General features: G+C 66.9%; 15 protein-coding genes and 2 pseudogenes. 8 read left to right on the top strand and 9 right to left on the bottom strand.

All coding sequences use genetic code 11. The features are described from left to right. Nucleotides 1-50 precede the first annotated feature (50 nt). Entirely contained in the window at nucleotides 51-1,769 is a 1,719-nt protein-coding gene (locus AADZ78_RS16165; protein ID WP_204903377.1) for a PE family protein, read from the top strand. Between the two features lie 21 nt (nucleotides 1,770-1,790). Here AADZ78_RS16165 and AADZ78_RS16160 read toward each other — a convergent pair whose 3' ends face one another. Next, nucleotides 1,791-3,215 (bottom strand): PPE family protein, encoded by a 1,425-nt coding sequence (locus AADZ78_RS16160; RefSeq protein ID WP_085253211.1) that lies wholly within the window; start codon nucleotides 3,213-3,215, stop codon nucleotides 1,791-1,793. Between the two features lie 124 nt (nucleotides 3,216-3,339). On the opposite strand from AADZ78_RS16160, the gene AADZ78_RS16155 reads away from it, so the two are divergent. From AADZ78_RS16155 to AADZ78_RS16145, 3 genes are all read left to right on the top strand, one after another. Continuing rightward, entirely contained in the window at nucleotides 3,340-3,621 is a 282-nt protein-coding gene (locus AADZ78_RS16155; RefSeq protein WP_085253209.1) for a phosphoribosyl-ATP diphosphatase, read from the top strand. Between the two features lie 2 nt (nucleotides 3,622-3,623). Beyond that, nucleotides 3,624-4,481 carry an ATP phosphoribosyltransferase gene (gene hisG, locus AADZ78_RS16150; RefSeq protein ID WP_085253208.1) on the top strand — a complete coding sequence of 286 codons (858 nt, stop codon included), beginning with the start codon at nucleotides 3,624-3,626 and terminating at the stop codon, nucleotides 4,479-4,481. Between the two features lie 82 nt (nucleotides 4,482-4,563). Further along, nucleotides 4,564-5,061, top strand: coding sequence for a glycine zipper 2TM domain-containing protein (locus AADZ78_RS16145; protein WP_085253207.1), 498 nt, complete (start codon nucleotides 4,564-4,566; stop codon nucleotides 5,059-5,061). Nucleotides 5,062-5,101: 40 nt separating this feature from the next. On the opposite strand, the gene AADZ78_RS16140 is transcribed toward AADZ78_RS16145, so the two are convergent. Further along, a complete protein-coding gene (locus AADZ78_RS16140) occupies nucleotides 5,102-5,878 on the bottom strand; it encodes a thioesterase family protein (protein ID WP_085253210.1) in 777 nt (258 codons plus the stop codon). After that, a complete protein-coding gene (locus AADZ78_RS16135) occupies nucleotides 5,875-6,747 on the bottom strand; it encodes a RecB family exonuclease (protein WP_085253206.1) in 873 nt (290 codons plus the stop codon). Before AADZ78_RS16135 ends, AADZ78_RS16140 begins: the two co-directional genes overlap by 4 nt. Before the next feature lie 73 nt (nucleotides 6,748-6,820). On the opposite strand from AADZ78_RS16135, the gene trmI reads away from it, so the two are divergent. Further along, a complete protein-coding gene (gene trmI, locus AADZ78_RS16130; protein WP_085253205.1) occupies nucleotides 6,821-7,663 on the top strand; it encodes a tRNA (adenine(58)-N(1))-methyltransferase TrmI in 843 nt (280 codons plus the stop codon). Nucleotides 7,664-7,788: 125 nt separating this feature from the next. Continuing rightward, nucleotides 7,789-9,585 carry an IS1634 family transposase gene (locus AADZ78_RS16125; RefSeq protein WP_420873311.1) on the top strand — a complete coding sequence of 599 codons (1,797 nt, stop codon included), beginning with the start codon at nucleotides 7,789-7,791 and terminating at the stop codon, nucleotides 9,583-9,585. Between the two features lie 666 nt (nucleotides 9,586-10,251). Here AADZ78_RS16125 and AADZ78_RS29140 read toward each other — a convergent pair. The 4 genes and pseudogenes from AADZ78_RS29140 to AADZ78_RS16110 all read right to left on the bottom strand — a co-directional run. Continuing rightward, nucleotides 10,252-10,443, bottom strand: a pseudogene (locus AADZ78_RS29140) (hypothetical protein); the annotation flags it as partial. 477 nt (nucleotides 10,444-10,920) lie between these two features. Next, a pseudogene (locus AADZ78_RS29135) lies at nucleotides 10,921-11,403 on the bottom strand (PE family protein); the annotation flags it as partial. Between the two features lie 125 nt (nucleotides 11,404-11,528). Next, nucleotides 11,529-11,822: a DUF503 domain-containing protein gene (locus AADZ78_RS16115; RefSeq protein ID WP_085250879.1), complete on the bottom strand. Its 294-nt coding sequence runs from the start codon at nucleotides 11,820-11,822 to the stop codon at nucleotides 11,529-11,531. A gap of 9 nt (nucleotides 11,823-11,831) precedes the next feature. Beyond that, nucleotides 11,832-12,437 carry a hypothetical protein gene (locus AADZ78_RS16110; protein WP_085250880.1) on the bottom strand — a complete coding sequence of 202 codons (606 nt, stop codon included), beginning with the start codon at nucleotides 12,435-12,437 and terminating at the stop codon, nucleotides 11,832-11,834. Nucleotides 12,438-12,740: 303 nt separating this feature from the next. Between AADZ78_RS16110 and arc the strand changes: the two genes are divergently transcribed. Continuing rightward, on the top strand, nucleotides 12,741-14,570 hold the full coding sequence (gene arc / locus AADZ78_RS16105) for a proteasome ATPase (RefSeq protein WP_085250881.1): 1,830 nt from the start codon (nucleotides 12,741-12,743) through the stop codon (nucleotides 14,568-14,570). 20 nt (nucleotides 14,571-14,590) lie between these two features. On the opposite strand, the gene AADZ78_RS16100 is transcribed toward arc, so the two are convergent. Both AADZ78_RS16100 and AADZ78_RS16095 read right to left on the bottom strand, forming a co-directional pair. Continuing rightward, nucleotides 14,591-15,208: a hypothetical protein gene (locus AADZ78_RS16100; RefSeq protein WP_085250898.1), complete on the bottom strand. Its 618-nt coding sequence runs from the start codon at nucleotides 15,206-15,208 to the stop codon at nucleotides 14,591-14,593. Between the two features lie 25 nt (nucleotides 15,209-15,233). Beyond that, nucleotides 15,234-16,418 carry a hypothetical protein gene (locus AADZ78_RS16095; RefSeq protein ID WP_204079964.1) on the bottom strand — a complete coding sequence of 395 codons (1,185 nt, stop codon included), beginning with the start codon at nucleotides 16,416-16,418 and terminating at the stop codon, nucleotides 15,234-15,236. Nucleotides 16,419-16,803: 385 nt separating this feature from the next. Here AADZ78_RS16095 and dop point away from each other — a divergent pair, with 385 nt between their 5' ends. After that, nucleotides 16,804-18,300 (top strand): pup deamidase/depupylase, encoded by a 1,497-nt coding sequence (gene dop / locus AADZ78_RS16090; protein ID WP_169726313.1) that lies wholly within the window; start codon nucleotides 16,804-16,806, stop codon nucleotides 18,298-18,300. Nucleotides 18,301-18,360: the final 60 nt, after the last annotated feature.

Genomic DNA, 18,360 nt, shown 5'->3' with positions numbered 1-18,360 from the left:
CCATCCGGCTAGTCGCAGGTAGCGATGTCGTCGTAGCTGGAGGAAGGCTCATGTCATTTGTGGTGGCGGCCCCGGAGATGTTGGCCGCGGTAGCGACGGACGTAGCAGGTATCGGCTCGGCGCTCAGCGCAGCCAACGTGGCAGCGGCGGCTCCTACCGCGGGAGTGTTGGCGGCTGGGGCTGATGAAGTGTCAGCTGCCATCGCGGCGTTGTTTGCCGGGCATGCCCAGGCCTATCAGGCGGTGAACGTGCAGGCGGCGGCGTTTCATGCCCAGTTTGTGCAGGCCTTGACCGCGGGTGCGGGGTCGTATGCCAGCGCCGAGGCCGCGAACGCATCGCCGTTGCAGATGCTGCAGGACGGTGTCTTGGGTGTGGTCAATGCGCCCACTCAGGCGCTGTTGGGGCGCCCGCTGATCGGCGACGGCGCCAATGGCACCGCAGCCAACCCGAACGGCGGGGCCGGTGGGTTGTTGTACGGCAACGGCGGCAGCGGCTACACCAGCACCACGACGGGGGTGGCCGGCGGCATCGGTGGGGATGCCGGGCTGATCGGCAACGGCGGGGCCGGCGGTGGTGGTGGGGCCGGTGCGGCCGGAGGTCGCGGCGGCAACGGTGGGATGCTGTCCGGCAATGGCGGGCATGGCGGGGCGGGTGGGATCGGGGTCGCCGGTGCGCCCGGCGGTAACGGCGGTGTCGGCGGCAACGCCGTCGGGCTTATCGGCCACGGCGGCAACGGTGGGGCTGGCGGGCTTGGCGGGGCCGGCGCCACCGGTGTCAACCCCACCCCCAACCCGACGAGCCAGGCGTCCCCCGGCACCAACGGCGCCAACGTGCTCAACGGTGTCGTCCCGCTCGACGGCGGCCCCGGCGACGACGGCACCAGCGCCGGGGTGGCCGGCGGCAACGGCGGCACCGGCGGCACCGGTTCCGCGACGAACGGCGGCGACGGTAAAGGCGGCTTCGGTGGCACTGGCGGTGCCGGCGGTGACTTTGCGCCCGGCGGCGCCGGGGGGGCAGGCGGCAACGCCATCACCACTGCCGCCGATAGCCAAGCAATTGCCGGGAGGGGTGGAAACGGAGGTGCTGGCGGGGCCGGGGCCGCGGGAGGTGCTGGCGGGGCCGGCGGCGATGCCATCGCGCCCACCGCCACCGTTCCCGACCTACTGGATGGCGGCGACGGTGGAGACGGGGGTGCCGGGGGCACGGGCGCCGCGGGTGGTAATGGGGGCGCCGGTGGCAACATAGTTGGCGCACCAGCGGCGGGCGCCGCCGGTGCCGGTGGCCACGGGGGTGGCGGCGGCGCCGGTGCTGCGGCTGGTGACGGCGGTGTCGGCGGCGTCGGCGGGGCCGGGGGTCGTGGTGGGCTGCTGCTCGGCGACGGCGGTAACGGGGGCGTGGGTGGCGCCGGTGGCATCGGCGGCATCGGGGCTGTTGGCGGCCCCGGCGGCAATGGCGGTGACGGCGGCCTGCGATCCGCCTTTGGCGATTTGAGCCAGCCGGACGCCCCCGGCGGGGACGGGGGTGATGGTGGCGTCGGCGGTGCCGGCGGCAATGGCGGTGACGGCGGCAACGGCGGCGCGGGCGGCGCGGGTGGACTGTTGGGCCGTGCGGGCAGCACCGGCGGCGGTGGTGTCGGAGGCGGCGGCGGGGCCGGCGGTTCCGGCGGGGCGGGTGGTCTCGGCGGTACCGGGAAGATTGGCGGCAACCCCGGCGATCCCGGCGCGCCGGGAGCAACCGGCACCGACGGCACCCACGGCAACCCCGGCTGATCGGGGCTGGTACCGCCGTAGTTATTCGCCGCTCCAGGTATGCGGCAGCATCGGCACCTGCGGGGCATTGGCGAATTCGCTACATGGTTGCCTTAGTCCTTTGGCTTGTCCTGCAGCCGATTTCGGGATGGTTCCGGCGAACCCCAGCGCGTCCACGCCACGGTGGCTGGCCGCGGCCTGCTCGGTCAGCGTCGCGTCTGACGTGGTAATCCGCCCGTCGTCTTCCAGGAACTCGAAGCGGTACTGGCGCAAGCTCTTCCGAAGTTTCGCGGACTTCCTGGCGCTTGCCGGGGCGTGGTCACCGGGGAGCTTGGCGGCCGGTGCGGGCGCATCCGCGGTGACGCCGGCGATCCCTTTGGTTCGGGTGGTCGGCGTGAAGCCTTCGCCGTCTGGACCACTGACCGCGTAAAGGCCTTGGGCAGGGCCGAATTCGGTGACGGTGGGAGAGGTCGCTGCTGAGGAAGTGGCGGGGGCCGGCGCAGACGTTGTCACGGGTGCGGCCGCGCCGGTCCCGGCCAGCGTGACACCGACGGTCGCAGGCAAGCTCTGCCGGCTGGGGCCGCCGACGTGCAGACCCGCGACCAGCGGCGCTGCCGCATCGGGTACCGCGCCGATCCCGGCAATTCCGGCCAGGCCGATTAGCGCGGCTGGCATGCCAAAAGGACTCAGCGCTGGGGTGAAGGGCCCGAAGTAAATCATCGGGTCCAGGATCAGGTAGGCCATGAACTTGAACACCGGGCCGGACACGAAGGAGATGAACCAGTCCAGCACCTGAACGACGAACTTTCCCAGCGGCCCCGAGAGGGTCTCGGCGGCGAGGTTGCGAAGGAATGTCAGGAAATCCTGGAGGGCCTGAAGAATGATCTTCACCGGGTCGGGAAAGCTGCTGGCTGCCGGAGCGGCCTCGGCGGTGACTATCGCCGGCGCCGGCGACGTCGTGGGGGTCGCTGCCACGCTGTCCCTGGCTACGGCTTCATAGACGCTCATCGCGGTAGCGGCCTGGATCCACATCCGCAGGTAGTCGGCCTCGTTAACGGCGATGGGGATGGTGTTGACGCCGAAAAAGTTGGTGGCCACCAAAGCCCCGTGCACGGCGTGGTTCGCCGCGAGTTCTGCGAGCGTCGGCATGCTGGCCAACGCCGACGCGTACCCCGCGGCGGCCATCTCGTGTGCGGCGGCTGCTGCCGCGGCCACCGCGGCAGCCTGGTTCAACCAGGCGAGAAACGGCTGATGAGCCGCGACGAACCGCTCGGCCGTGGGGCCCTGCCACGAACTTGCCTCGATCGCACCGAGCACGCTTGCGAGTTCCGTTGCAATGTCGGTGTATTGGACGGCGAGGGCGTGCCAAGCCTCCGCCGCGGCCAACATCGGACCGGGGCCGGCGCCGGCGGACAACAGCGTTGCATGCACCTCCGGCGGAAGCGCGAACCATATCGGAAAGGCCACCATCGGCCGCCCCCTTGAACATGAGGAAAGTAACCAGGTTAGGCTAACCTACATTAGGGCGTCCTAAGTAGACGGTCTTTCGGGGCGGGCCCGGCTAAACCGCCGTGACTTTGCTGGCCAGCACGTGGAACAATCGCTGGCCGTGAAGACCTTCGAGGATCTGTTCGCCGAACTCGGCGTCCGCGCCCGCACCCGGCCGGCCGGTAGCTCGACGGTGGCGGCCCTGGACGCCGGGATACATACGCTGGGCAAAAAGATCCTGGAGGAGGCCGGGGAGGTGTGGCTGGCCGCCGAGCACGAACCCAACGAAGCGCTGGCCGAGGAGATCAGCCAGTTGCTCTACTGGACCCAGGTATTGATGATTTCGCGTGGACTGTCCCTCGACGACGTGTACCGAAAGTTATGAGCATGTTGCGGGTCGCGGTACCCAACAAAGGTGCGCTCAGCGAACCGGCTACCGAGATCCTCGCGGAGGCCGGCTACCGGCGCCGAACCGATCCCAAGGACCTGACCGTCATTGATCCCGTCAACAATGTCGAGTTCTTCTTCTTGCGGCCCAAAGACATTGCCATCTATGTCGGTTCCGGCGAGCTCGACTTCGGGATCACTGGCCGGGACCTGGCACTAGATTCTGGCGCGGCGGTGCACGAACGGTTGGCGCTGGGTTTCGGGTCGTCCAGCTTCCGTTACGCCGGCCCGGCCGGGCGGCACTGGACGACGGCTGACCTCGCCGGAAAACGGATCGCCACCGCGTATCCAAACCTTGTCCGAAAAGACTTGGACAGCAAGGGCATTCCAGCAACCGTGATCAGACTCGATGGTGCCGTAGAGATTTCGGTACAACTCGGGGTGGCTGATGCCATCGCCGACGTGGTGGGCTCCGGTCGCACCCTAAGCATGCATAATCTGGTGGCCTTTGGTGAGCCACTGTGTGATTCGGAGGCGGTGCTGATCGAGCGTGCCGACCAGGACCGCAACGACAATGCCATCGCGGCGCGCGATCAACTGGTCGCCCGGGTACAGGGTGTGGTGTTCGGCCAGCAATATCTGATGCTGGACTACGACTGCCCGCGCTCGGTACTGGACAAAGCCACGTCGATCACGCCGGGATTGGAGTCGCCGACCATTGCGCCGCTCGCCGACCCGGCCTGGGTCGCAATCCGGGCGCTGGTGCCACGCCGGGGCGTCAACGGCGTCATGGACGAACTCGCCGCTATCGGCGCCAAAGCGATCCTGGCTTCCGACATCAGGTTCTGCCGATTTTGAACATGTGGCGAGGCGGTCGCTGTGTTAGCGTCCCGCTAGGGCCGTGTGCCGTGGCTGCTCGTCTGTCCCAGAAGGGATCGTTGTGACGCAAGTCCTTGTCCTGCTACTGGCTCTCTTAATCGGTTTCGTCGCCGGATTGCGTTCCGTCACCGCTCCCGCGGTGGTCGCCTGGGCGGCCTTTCTGAGCGGGCTCAACCTCGACCACACGTGGGCATCCTGGATGGGCAACATCGTGACGGTGGTGATCCTCAGCGTTCTGGCGGTCGCCGAACTGATCAACGACAAACTTCCCAAGACCCCGCCGCGCACCGCGACACCGGTGTTTGCGGTCCGGATCATCCTGGGTGGATTGGCCGGCGCGGTCATCGGCACCGCATGGGGCTACACGTGGAGCGCGCTGGGCGCCGGTGTGATCGGCGCCGTGCTCGGCACTCTCGGCGGCTATCAGGCGCGCCGGCGGCTGGTTACCGCCCGCGGCGGGCACGATCTTCCCATCGCGCTGCTGGAGGATTCGGTCGCCGTTCTGGGTGGCTTCGCCATCGTTGCTATGGCGGCGGCGATGGTTCCGCAAGCGCTATGACCCGGCCGCAAGAGATGTCGCCACCATCGGAATAGACGAATCACCTGCGCTGGACCAGAAGTGTCTGGGCGGATGTGCCCACAAAACCGGCTTTGTCGAAGACCTCGCACGTCGTCACCCCCACACCGTCCGGCCCTATCGACGCACGAGCGCGCAGCGCGAAATCGTGCCCTGTTGGCAGGCGGTGCAGGTGCACGACCGTGTCGGTGTTCATGAAGACGAACTCGCTCGGATCCAGGACTGCGCCCACGCCGTTGGCGCAGTCCACCACGGCGGTAAGTCGCTGCAGCGCGGACGTGGGCTCAGTGTCGACGATGTGGGCTAACGGGCTGAACCAGGACACCGCGGCGAACTGTCCGTCGGTCTTCTGCGGGCGCCAGTCGAGGGCGTCGAAATAGCCGCGGGCGTTCGCGAACGCCGCCGGACGGGGTTGGGCCGGTCCCTCCACCAGCGGGCGATAACGGTCAGATGCCGTGTCGACGGTGTCGGAAACCGCCAGCAGCCAAGCGGTTACCCGCGCCACCACACGATCGGCGATCATCTCGGCGATGATCATGCTCACGCGCGAACCCGGACGTTCCACCCAGGCCCGGGCCCGCACCGGGCTCACCGGAATGGCCCCGAGGATGTCCAGGCTGAGGCGGCCGATCCGCAGACGGGAGCCCGCGGAAAGTTCCTCGATCAGCTTGGTCAGCAGCGCCAACGGGGGCGAGCCATGCTGAATTTCGGGACCCCAATTGCTGCGGGTGTAGTCGGTGGGGCTAAACGCCTGATACTCACCGTCACCGGGGAGGCTTCGGTAGAAGCAACCGTTCATGCCGCCGGCTCGGTCGGATGTGAGTCCGTACCGTTCGGCCACCCCGGATAGGGCGGCGGCGTCCCGCCGAAGGCCGGGCAGTGCTTTTGGTGCGGGCACCAATCGCATAACCGCGACGGGTTGGCGCGGAAATCGCCTGTCGCGCCGACGGATTGGATCGCCCGCCAGATCGCCATTAACGTCTTCTCGAATCGCATCAGCTCGCCACCGTCGGGTGAGTAGTCCAGCACCTGGCCGTCGGCCAGATAGATCAGCCGCAGCCGGGTGGGTAACACACCGCGGGAACGAAACAGCGCCACCGCGTAGAACTTCATTTGGAACATCGCCTTGAATTCGGCCAGGGCCCGCGCGGCCGGCGGTGCTTTGCCGGTCTTGTAGTCGACCACCCGAAGCTCGCCGGTTGCGGCCACATCGATCCGGTCGATAAAGCCGCGCAGCAGCGTGCCATCGGCCAGCTCGACTTCCACGCGCTGTTCACAGCTTTGCGGGCTAAACCGGGTGGGGTCTTCGAGCCGGTAGTAGCCGGCCAGCAACGCGCGGGCTTCGTCCAGCAACTGGATGCGCTGTCCACGGTCCAGCTCGGCGGCCAGCTTGGGCGCCGCGGCGATCACGTGGTCCCAGGCGGGCTCCACGAGTGAGCGTGCCGTGTCCGGGCCGCGTTGCATCGCGGGCAAGGCGTAAAGCTGCTCCAGTGCGACGTGCACCAGTGACCCCCGTAGCTGTGCCACCGACGGCGCCTCGGGCAGCCGATCGATCGCGCGGAACCGATACAGCAGCGGGCATTGTTTGAAATCCGCCGCCCGTGAGGGTGACAGCGCCGGCCGTGAGACGCGAAGCGCCGGCTGCGGCGCCACCAGCTGGTCGGTCATGCCCGCAGCCTAGAGCGGGGCGCCGACAACCCCGAGCATCGACTACGGCGAGTCGGCTGGCACGCTATACGGCGTGTCAGCATCCGGCCCGTTCACCGTTGGTGAACGCGTCCAGCTCACCGACGCCAAGGGCCGGCACTACACGATGTCGCTCACACCCGGTAGCGAGTTCCATACCCATCGCGGCTCGATCGCTCACGACGCGGTGATCGGGTTGGAGCAAGGCAGCGTGGTCAAATCCAGCAATGGCGCCCACTTTCTGGTGATGCGTCCGCTGCTGGTCGACTACGTGATGTCGATGCCTCGGGGACCGCAGGTGATCTACCCCAAGGACGCCGCTCAGATCGTGCACGAGGGCGACATCTTTCCCGGCGCTCGGGTGCTGGAGGCGGGAGCCGGTTCGGGTGCGCTGACCTTGTCGCTGCTGCGGGCGGTCGGGCCGGAAGGGCAAGTAATCTCCTACGAGCAGCGTGCCGATCACGCCGAACACGCTCGTCGCAATGTAGAAACCTTCTACGGCCGCGAACCGCGGAATTGGCAGCTGATCATCAGCGACGTCGCGGACTCCGAGCTGCCCGACGACTCCGTTGACCGTGCGGTGCTGGACATGCTGGCACCGTGGGAGGTGCTGGATGCGGTAGCCAAGCTGGTGATCGCCGGCGGCGTACTGGTGATCTACGTGGCCACCGTCACCCAGCTGTCGAAGGTCGTCGAGGCCGTTCGGGCGCAGCAGTGTTGGACCGAACCGCGATCGTGGGAGACGCTGCAGCGGGGTTGGAACGTTGTCGGGCTGGCCGTTCGGCCGCAACATTCGATGCGCGGGCACACCGCGTTCCTGATTACGGCGCGTCGGCTGGCGCCCGGTGCTGTGGCTCCGGCGCCCTTGGGCCGCAAACGCGAAGGGCGCGACGGCTAGGCCGAAGTTGCGATGGTTTTGACTGAGTATTGGTGGTCTGAACTGACAATATGGGCGTTGTTGTGTGCTCATATGTAGTCACGAATAGATGCGTGTCGTTTCTATCAATGCAGCGGAATCCAGCTATGATTCTTGGTGTGCCACGCAATACCGGCAAAGCTCACGTAGTCAGAGTTAAGAAGACTCACGTGGATAAGCAAGGCCACGAGCGCGTCTATGAGTCTGTACTGTTGCGCCGCACCTACCGAGACGGGGCCAAGGTGCGCAACGAGACCGTGGCCAACCTGTCGATGCTGCCGCCGCAGGCCGTCGATGCGATCGAGGCGACGCTGAAGGGCCACACGCTGGTGCCGGCCGGCTCCGAGTTCAGCAAGTCCCGGTCGCTGCCACACGGGGACGTGGCGGCGGTGGCCGCGATGGCGCGCAAGCTCGAGCTGGCCGCAGTGCTGGGCCCGCCGTGCCGAGCCCGCGATATCGTGCTCGCGTTGATCATCTCGCGGGTGGTGCGGCCCAAGTCGAAGCTGTCCACCCTGTCGTGGTGGCCCAACACCACCCTCGGCGTCGATTTGGGGGTGGCCGAGGCCTCCACCGACGAGATCTACGCCGGGATGGACTGGCTGGCCGACCGACAGGATAGGATCGAAAAGAAGCTGGCGGCAAAGCATTTAAACGAGTCGGTGAACCCGGGCCGGATGGCGTTGTTCGACCTGACTTCCTCGTGGGTGACCGGCCGATGCTGCGAGCTGGCCGCGCGCGGCTACTCCCGCGACGGCAAGAAGGGCTGCGAGCAGATCGAATACGGGGTGCTCACCGACCCTGAGGGCCGCCCGGTCGCGGTGCGCGTGTTTTCCGGTGCCACCGCCGACCCGACCGCGTTCACCCAGATCGTGCAGGTGATCAAGGACAAGCTCGCCATCCAGCGGCTGGTGCTGGTCGGCGATCGCGGCATGATCACCACCGCCCGCATCGACGCGCTGCGCGAACTCAACGACAACCCCGACACCCCAACCGCCTTCGATTGGATCACCGCGCTACGCGCACCCGCGATCGCCAAACTCGCCCGCGACGACGGGCCGCTGCAGATGAGCCTGTTCGATACCCAGGACCTCGCCGAGATCACCCACCCCGACTACCCCGGTGAACGGCTGATCGCCTGCCGCAACCCCGCCCTGGCCGCCGAACGTGCCCGCAAACGCCACGACCTGCTGGCTGCCACCGAGAAGGAACTGGCCCACATCGCCCAACGCGTCACCAAAGCCACCCTGTCCGGCGCCGACAAGATCGGCATCGCAGTCGGCAAGGTCAGCGGAAAATTCAAGGTGGGCCAGCTCTTCCACCTCACGATCACCGACACCGAGTTCACCTACCACCGCGACCAGGCCGCCATCGACGCCCAAGCCGCCCTCGACGGCATCTACGTGCTGCGCACCAGCGTCAACACCAAGGTCCTCGACCCCGCCGCCGTGGTGGAGGGTTACAAAAACCTCGCCAACATCGAACGCGACTTTCGCATCATCAAGACCGACGACCTCGACCTACGCCCCATCCACCACCGCCTCGAGGACCGCGTCAAAGCCCACGTGCTGATCTGCATGCTGGCCTGCTACCTCATCTGGCACCTGCGCAAGGCCTGGGCGCCACTGACATTCACCGACGAAACACCGCCGCATCGGGACAACCCCGTCGCCCCCGCGCAGCGCTCCCCAGCCGCACACGCCAAAGCCTCCACCAAACACGACGCGGCTGGCAACCCGGTACGAAGCTTCCGCGACCTGCTCAATCACCTGGCCACCCTCACCCGCGACCGGATCCGCTACCACCAGACCAACATCGAAATCGACAAACTCACCGAGCCCACCCCCACCCAGCGCCGCGCCTTCGACCTCATTGACGCTCCGATCCCCCTCACCATCGCCGCGTAGCCAGAACCACCACCCACCCAAACCAGCCAATCCCCAGGTCAACCAGGGAATTCACCTAGTTCAACAGCCTTAACTTCGGGCTAGGCCGGACCCAATTTCGTGTCAGTCGCCGTCCGCGCCGGGTATACCCGATCCGCCGGCGTTGCCGTTTAACCGTCCACCGGCCCCGCCGACCCCGCCGATCCCGCCGAACCCGCCGTCGCCAGCGGTTATGGTGGTCCCCCCAGCGCCGCCATCGCCCCCGTCACCTCCGGTACCGATCAGTCGGGCGTCGCCGCCGGCACCGCCAGCCCCACCGTTGCCGCCGGCCTTGCCGACGAACTCGTTCCCGCCGGTGCCACCGGCGCCACCTGCGCCGCCCGCACCGCCGTTGCCGTACAGCAGCCCGCCGTCGCCGCCGGCCCCGCCGCCGCCGCCGGTACCGCCCGGTCCGCGGGTGCTGAAGGGGCCGGCGCCGCCGGTACCGCCGGCGCCGCCCTGGCCACCGGTGCCGATCAACAGCCCGCCGCCACCACCGGTTCCACCGGCTCCGCCGTCCCCGCCACCACCCGGCCCGCCGTCGCCACCATTGCCGCCGTTGCCGCCCGCCCCGCCGTCGCCGAACAGCGCGCCGGCCCCGCCGGCCCCGCCGGCCCCACCGTCCCCGGCGGCGTTATTACTGTTGCTGCCGCTGCCGCCGTGGCCGCCGGCTCCGCCGTTACCGATCAGCAACCCGGCATTGCCACCGGCCCCGCCGGCCCCACCGGACGCGGAGTTGTTGTTGGATGAGAACCCGCCGACGCCGCCAGTGCCGCCCGCTCCGCCGTTGCCAGACAGCCAGCCGCCGGCACCACCGGCCCCGCCGGCTCCACCGATCCCACCGTCGGTGAGGCCGGCATCGCCGTCGCCGCCGCTGCCGCCGCTGCCGCCGTCGCCGATCAGCCCGGCGTATCCGCCAGCCCCGCCGGCCCCGCCGGCACCGCCGATCCCGGCGCTGCCCTGGGAGAACCCCCCGATGCCGCCGTTGCCGCCCGCCCCGCCGCCGCCATACAGCAGCCCACCGCCGCCACCCGCCCCGCCGGCGCCACCGTCCCCACCGTCCGCATTAATCCCGCTTACCTCGCCGTCTCCGCCTTCCCCGCCGGGCCCGCCGGCACCGATTAGCCAGGCGCTCCCGCCGGCCCCTCCGCGACCGCCGGCACCGCCGGGCACGCCTATCGCGCCGCCGTTCGTGCCGGCACCACCAGGACCGCCGGCACCGCCGTCGCCGGACAGCCAGCCGCCGCGACCGCCGGGACCGCCCGCCCCGCCGCTGCCACCACCGCCCGCACCGATTCCACCGGCGCCGCCGGCACCGCCGGCGCCGATCAGCCCGGCGTCGCCGCCAGGCCCACCGGGCTGGCCGATTCCACCCGACCCGCCGGCTCCGCCATTGCCGTACAACAGCCCGCCAGCCCCGCCGGCCTGCCCGGTACCGGGCGCGCCATTGGCGCCGTCACCAATCAGCGGGCGCCCCAAGAGCAACTGGGTGGGAGTATTCACCAGGTTGAGCAGGTTCTGCTCAACGTTGGCGGCCTCAGCGGCCGCATACGCGCTCGCGCTCCCGTTGAGGGCTTGCATAAAGCGGTCGTGGAACAACGCCGCTTCAACGCTAAGCCTTTGATAGGCCTGGCCTTCGGTCGAAAACAGCGCCGCTACCGCCGCCGACACCTCGTCAGCGCCGGCACCCACCACCGAGGTGATCGGGGCCGCCGCTGCCGAGTTGGCCGTAGCCAACGTCGAGCCAATGCGCTGCAATTGTGCGGTCGCCGCCACTAACGCCTCTGGGCTTACCAGCATCATTGACATGTCCCCACCTCCCACCGCCCGGGCATCCCGGGCCGACGCAAAGGGTCAGGCATAAAGCGTATCCCGATCCCAGCTGGACGTCCGGGGTTTGCCCGGCTGCATTCAGTGCAGATGACCTAGTCGTCGCTGCGCTGCAAGCCCCGTCGCACCGACAACAACTCGAACTCCGGATGTGCGGCTACCAGACGTTCGGCCGCGTCCAGGACATCGACGGCATGGCCCCGATCGCTCGACACCACGGATACGCCGATGCCGGCCCGTCGGTAGAGGTCATTCGAACCGATCTCGGCGGCCGAGACGCTGAACTTGCGTTGCAGCTCTGCAACCAGCGGGCGGATCACCGATCGCTTCTGTTTGAGTGAACGCACGTCGCCCAGCAGCACATCGAACTCGAGCCAGCCGATCCACATACCTGCGGCTCAGCCGGGAGTCGAAGTCGGGGCCGGGGCTGGGCTGGGGGCAGGCGACGGTGGCGGGCTGGGAGCCGGGGCTGGTGCCGACGACGTCGAGCCCCGTGAATTTCCCAGGGCCAGTAGCATTTCCGCGGTTCGCCGGGACAACTGCCAGCCCCCTTGGAAGGGTGTGAACTCCATCGGGAAGGTGAACTCACGGTTGTTGGGTTGGGCTGTGGTGACGACGACGGTGGCCACCACGTCGGACGGGTTTCGGTCCGACCAGGCGAGGTTGTGGGCCGCGAAGGTCATGGGTAGATACCCGCCGTCTCGCGCGGCGGTGGTGAACCTGTCCAGAGCGGCGGCCATCTCAGAGGTTGAGCCTTCGACGAGGTTCAGCTTGTCGACGCCCGGCACGGCTGGATCGGCGAGCCGTGACAGCACATCGGTCAGGGCTTCGGGGGCCGGCAGGGGAGCACTCGGCGGCGCCGCAACCGCACTCGAAGTCGCCGGTGGTACAACGGGTGCGGCCGCCGCAGCCTTCTCGGACTCGTCGTCATGCGAACACCCCGCGAGTCCCAGCGCCGCCGCGACGGCGGCGGTGCCTAGGGTCACGCAGACGTTTGGGTGCATCCAGAGGCAGTCTCGCTATAGGCAGTGCAGGGATGCACGTGGGGAAGAAATGAAAGTCACACCGGCGGCTGCGGCACCGATCTCCGTAACGGCTGTTACGCCTGTGGTTAGGGATTTCGCAGTCACAGAGGCCCTTTCAAGGTTGTTTCGGTCGGCCCGAGTCGAAGCAGAGGTTACCAGCGCGAAACAAGTTGTTACTTTTCAAGGCCATTCGAGGGCATGTGACTCCACACATCAATCGCCGATCGCCGGTAGCGTTGATGTATCCGCCACGCCATTCCTGGTGCGGGAAAGGAGCGCAACATGGGTGACTCAGAGCGTTCTGACGCCTTTAAGACCCCTCGCGATATCCCCCTGTCCAGCGAAGATGCCGCCGAGCTGGAACAGCTACGGCGCGAAGCTGCGGTGCTGCGCGAGCAACTTGAGCACGCGGTTGGACAGCAGAGCTCGACGCGCTCTGCTCGGGATGTGCATCAACTCGAAGCCCGTATCGACTCACTCGCGGCCCGCAATTCCAAATTAATGGAAACTCTTAAAGAAGCCCGTCAACAACTGCTCGCGCTGCGCGAGGAAGTTGACCGACTGGGGCAGCCGCCCAGTGGTTACGGGGTCTTGCTGTCCGCCCACGACGACGAAACGGTGGACGTGTTCACCTCGGGTCGCAAGATGCGCCTGACGTGCTCGCCCAACATCGACGCCAGGTCCCTCAAGAAGGGCCAAACGGTCCGGCTCAATGAAGCCCTGACCGTGGTGGAGGCCGGCACCTTCGAATCCGTCGGCGAGATATCGACATTGCGTGAGGTTCTGGCCGATGGTCACCGTGCGCTGGTCGTCGGCCACGCGGACGAGGAGCGCATCGTCTGGTTGGCGGATCCGCTGATTGCCGAGGACCTTCCTGACGGTCACGCGGACGCCCTCAATGACGACACCCGGCCCCGCAAGCTGCGCCCTGGCGACTCGTTGCTGGTCGACACCAAAGCCGGCTATGCCTTCGAGCGCATCCCCAAGGCCGAAGTCGAAGACCTGGTGCTCGAAGAGGTCCCGGACGTCAGCTACCAAGACATCGGCGGCCTGACGCGCCAGATCGAGCAGATTCGCGATGCCGTCGAGTTGCCGTTCCTGCACAAGGAGCTCTACCGCGAGTACGCGTTGCGCCCGCCCAAGGGTGTGCTGCTCTATGGCCCACCCGGCTGTGGGAAGACCTTGATCGCCAAGGCAGTGGCCAACTCGCTGGCCAAGAAGATGGCCGAGGTTCGTGGCGACGACGCCCGGGAGGCGAAGTCGTACTTCCTCAACATCAAAGGTCCCGAGCTGCTGAACAAATTCGTCGGCGAGACCGAGCGTCACATCCGGCTGATCTTCCAGCGCGCTCGAGAAAAGGCGTCGGAAGGCACACCCGTGATCGTGTTCTTCGACGAGATGGATTCGATCTTCCGCACCCGCGGTACCGGTGTCTCCTCGGACGTCGAGACAACCGTCGTCCCGCAGTTGCTCAGTGAGATCGACGGGGTGGAGGGGCTGGAGAACGTCATCGTGATCGGCGCCTCCAACCGTGAAGACATGATCGATCCCGCCATCCTGCGGCCGGGACGCCTCGACGTGAAGATCAAGATCGAGCGCCCGGATGCCGAGGCGGCAATGGACATCTACTCGAAGTACCTCACCGAGTCGCTGCCGGTGCATGCCGACGACCTTGCCGAGTTCGACGGCGACCGCACGGCGTGCATCAAGGCGATGATCGAAAAGGTCGTCGACCGCATGTATGCCGAGATCGACGACAACCGATTCCTCGAGGTCACCTATGCCAACGGTGACAAGGAAGTCATGTACTTCAAGGACTTCAACTCCGGGGCGATGATCCAGAACGTTGTCGACCGGGCGAAGAAGAACGCCATCAAGTCGGTGTTGGAGACCGGCCAGCCAGGTCTGCGCATTCAGCACCTGCTGGACTCGATCGTCGACGAGTTCGCCGAGAACGAGGACCTGCCCAACACCACGAATCCCGATGACTGGGCGCGGATTTCGGGCAAGAAGGGTGAGCGGATCGTCTACATCCGAACCCTCGTTACGGGCAAATCGTCGAGCGCGTCGCGGGCCATCGACACCGAATCCAACCTCGGCCAGTACCTGTAAACATTTGTCGCTGCGTGCGACTAGGCGCTCACCAGCGAATAGCTATTGGTCAGGTCGTCCTGAAGCACTTGGGCAGCGCGGGTCGTGGTGTCGATCCTCAGCTCGCCGGGCAGTATGCGCACATGGTAGGACCACCCGTCCGGCAGCTTGAGCCGGTCGGCCAGCTTGGGTAGGTCGGCACGCGACAGGTTGGGGTCCACCACTTGGCTCCAGGTCTGCATGACCCAGCGCTGTCCCTTGGGGTCCTGGAGTTCGTAGATTTCTTCCCCGGCGTTGAAGACGAAGACGGTGCGGCGGCTTACCTGATTGGGGGTATAGGGCGCGGGGTTCATCGATGACAGCAAGACCGTGGCCTGCTGCAGCATCTCGATCCCGCCGAAGGTCTTGGTCACCGGTGGGCCCTGCGGGGTCTTCTCGATGGAGTTCATCAGCCAGTAGCGCGGGCCGTTGAGCAGCGCCGTGGCCGCACCGTGTTCGGTCGCGAGGGCTTGAGCGTCGAGCGCGGACCACAGGTCGGCGGGACATTCGTTGAGTGGAAAGCTGTTGTAGACGGTGGCCTGCGGACCGGCCTCGCCTGGAGTTACCAAAAGGACTTCGCCGTAGCGCTTCCCTGATAAGTCGGATACCTTGTTGCGCACTTGTTCGGCCGGCACCAGGGTGAAGTTAATCACTCACGTTATCGGCGTCAACATTGCTCGCAGCGATGGTGCCGCGGTACCGGTTGCGAGCGGTCAGCGTCGCGTGCAGGTCGTGGATCAGTGGGTCGACGAAGGTTGAACGGTAATCGGCATCACCGGCCGCGCGGGCACTGATGTACATGAAGGTCAACGCGCCCAGGAAAAGACACAGATGTATCAAGGAATCTGGCACCGGAACCGTTAGACCTAACACGGTCGAGCTGCTGGATGCGGTGTGGGCCCATTCCTTCAGTAGCGCCGGGGTAAGCACGATCAGCCCGAGGATCACGTATATCGCGGTGGTGAGTGCTGCGACCACCAGAATCTGTGCGAGTTGTGACGCGGCGAGCACAAAGACAACATTGACGCGCTCCGCCCTGGTCAGGGGCGGGCTGCTGAGCGGATCGGATATCGCCTCGAATGGCGTGTTGGCTAGCTCTTCGCAGTCGTTGGGCACCGCGGCGGGTGACCGCAGCATCGGCCGGACCCGCTCCACCGTGGCGGAGACGACGAAAGCGGCGGCGATGCTCATCAGAAAGACCATCGCGAGCGTCAGGCGCTCTCCGCTAATCGTTGCGGACATAAGCCAGACGTTGCCGTTGAAGAACACCAAAGTCGTCAGCAGAACAACCGGTAGGGCCCGGACTGCGAGGGCGCCAATGCTCGCAAGGTGCGACAGCACCATGCGCACCGACCATCCGGCCACCGAGCCGATTCCGCTTGCTGTCAGGAGGAGGACCGCGACAGCGACGAAGGCGGCGTCGGGCAGGCGAGATATCGACGTTTGGACAATGACGATGATTGCCACAACGCTAACCGCAACAGTCGCGGCAACCGAACGCTTCCGGTTGTCGGATAGCCGGGACACCAGCCAACCGACAAGCGTGATCAGGGCCGGAGCGACGGCGACTAGCGCCAGCAGCACCCATTCTCGGGGTGTGGGCGCTCCGTCGATGACGACTTCGTCACCTTGGGTGATCAGCAGGATCGGCAGGGCCCAGCAGTGCACCGTTGCGTACGCCGCCAGCATGGGCGCCGAGCGCGGCCACAGCCGTCGCCATCGGGCTCGCCTGGTGAGCACCGACGGCAAGCCGCGCTGCAGGAACCAGGCTTCCGCCTCGGCACGCGGCGAGTCCGGGGGTGCCAGCGCGCGGCGCAGGGAAAGGTTCATCGCGGATCACCCTAGTGGCGGTCACGCCCTGTTTGCTGTCACTACGTCCGCGCTGATTCGATTGCTCACCGCATCAGCGGGGATCTGTTACCGGACGGCGGAGGATCGCTGGCCTGCTCGCTCACATCGGTCGCAGTGGCCACTTGAGTCTCTGAGTTGGCAGGCACACGGTTTGCCCACCTCACCGACAAATCGGCCGCGTGTCCGGTGGTCCTCGAGTTGCAGAGCGGCTGTCGCCGATAGCGGTTGTCGCGGATAGGTGGAAACGACGAATACCTCTCCCGGCAGAGGCCAATGTGGCTAATGCGACAAGAGTGGCGGTGAGATGCGCGCCCCACCTCGGGCCCCACCGGGTCCGCATCGTCGACCGGCCTAGGCTTACGCCATGCAACGGATTATCGGAACGGAGGTCGAGTACGGCATTTCGTCGCCGTCGGACCCGACCGCCAACCCGATCCTCACCTCGACGCAGGCGGTGCTGGCCTACGCCGCCGCCGCCGGCATTCAGCGCGCCAAACGCACCCGCTGGGACTACGAGGTGGAATCGCCGCTGCGGGATGCCCGGGGTTTCGACTTGAGCCGCTCGGCCGGCCCGCCGCCGGTGGTCGACGCCGACGAGGTCGGCGCCGCCAACATGATCCTGACCAATGGGGCGCGGCTCTACGTCGACCACGCCCACCCCGAATACTCCGCACCCGAGTGCACCGACCCGCTCGACGCGGTGATCTGGGACAAGGCCGGTGAACGCGTGATGGAGGCGGCCGCCCGCCATGTCGCGAGCGTGCCGGGCGCGGCGAAACTGCAGCTCTACAAGAACAACGTCGACGGCAAGGGCGCCTCCTACGGGTCGCACGAGAACTACCTGATGTCGCGGCAGACCCCGTTTTCGGCCATCATCGCCGGGCTGACGCCGTTTTTGGTGTCCCGGCAGGTGGTGACGGGTTCCGGCCGGGTCGGCATCGGGCCCTCCGGCGATGAGCCGGGCTTTCAGCTGTCCCAGCGCTCCGACTACATCGAGGTCGAGGTTGGGCTGGAGACCACGCTGAAACGCGGCATCATCAACACCCGCGACGAACCGCATGCCGACGCCGATAGGTACCGCAGGCTGCACGTCATCATCGGCGACGCCAACCTTGCCGAAACGTCGACCTACCTCAAGCTGGGTACCACCGCGTTAGTGCTGGACCTGATCGAAGAAGGCATCGACTTGACCGATCTGGTGTTGGCCCGCCCGGTGCACGCTGTCCACGCGATCAGCCGCGACCCGTTGCTGCGGGCAACCGTGGCCCTTGCTGACGGTCGCGAACTGACCGGCCTTGCGCTGCAACGGATCTACCTCGACCGGGTGGCCAAGTTGGTCGACAGCCGCGACCCCGATCCCCGGGCAGCCGACATCGTGCAGACCTGGGCAGACGTGCTCGACAAGCTGGAGCGCGACCCAATGGACTGCGCCGAGCTGCTGGACTGGCCTGCCAAGCTGCGATTGCTCGACGGATTCCGGCACCGGGAGAACCTGAGCTGGTCGGCTCCCCGGCTGCACCTCGTCGACCTCCAGTATTCCGACGTCCGGCTGGACAAGGGCCTGTACAACCGGCTGGTGGCGCGGGGCTCGATGAAGCGTCTGGTCACCGAACACCAGGTGCTGCAGGCCGTGGACAACCCGCCGACGGACACGCGTGCGTATTTCCGCGGCGAATGCCTGCGCCGGTTCGGGGCTGATATCGCAGCGGCCAGTTGGGACTCGGTGATCTTCGACCTGGGCGGTGATTCGCTGGTTCGCATCCCGACGCTCGAGCCGCTGCGCGGCAGTAAGGCACACGTCGGAGCGCTACTGGATTCGGTGGACAGCGCCGTGGAACTGGTGGAACAACTGACCAGCTGAGGCACGTTAGCCAAGAAACGTCGGTGTTGACCGGTACTGTGAGAGAAAGACCAAAAGCAG

The sequence above is a fragment of the Mycobacterium riyadhense genome, assembly GCF_963853645.1.
Classification (GTDB): domain Bacteria; phylum Actinomycetota; class Actinomycetes; order Mycobacteriales; family Mycobacteriaceae; genus Mycobacterium; species Mycobacterium riyadhense.
This window is presented reverse-complemented; position numbering and strand designations above follow the sequence as displayed.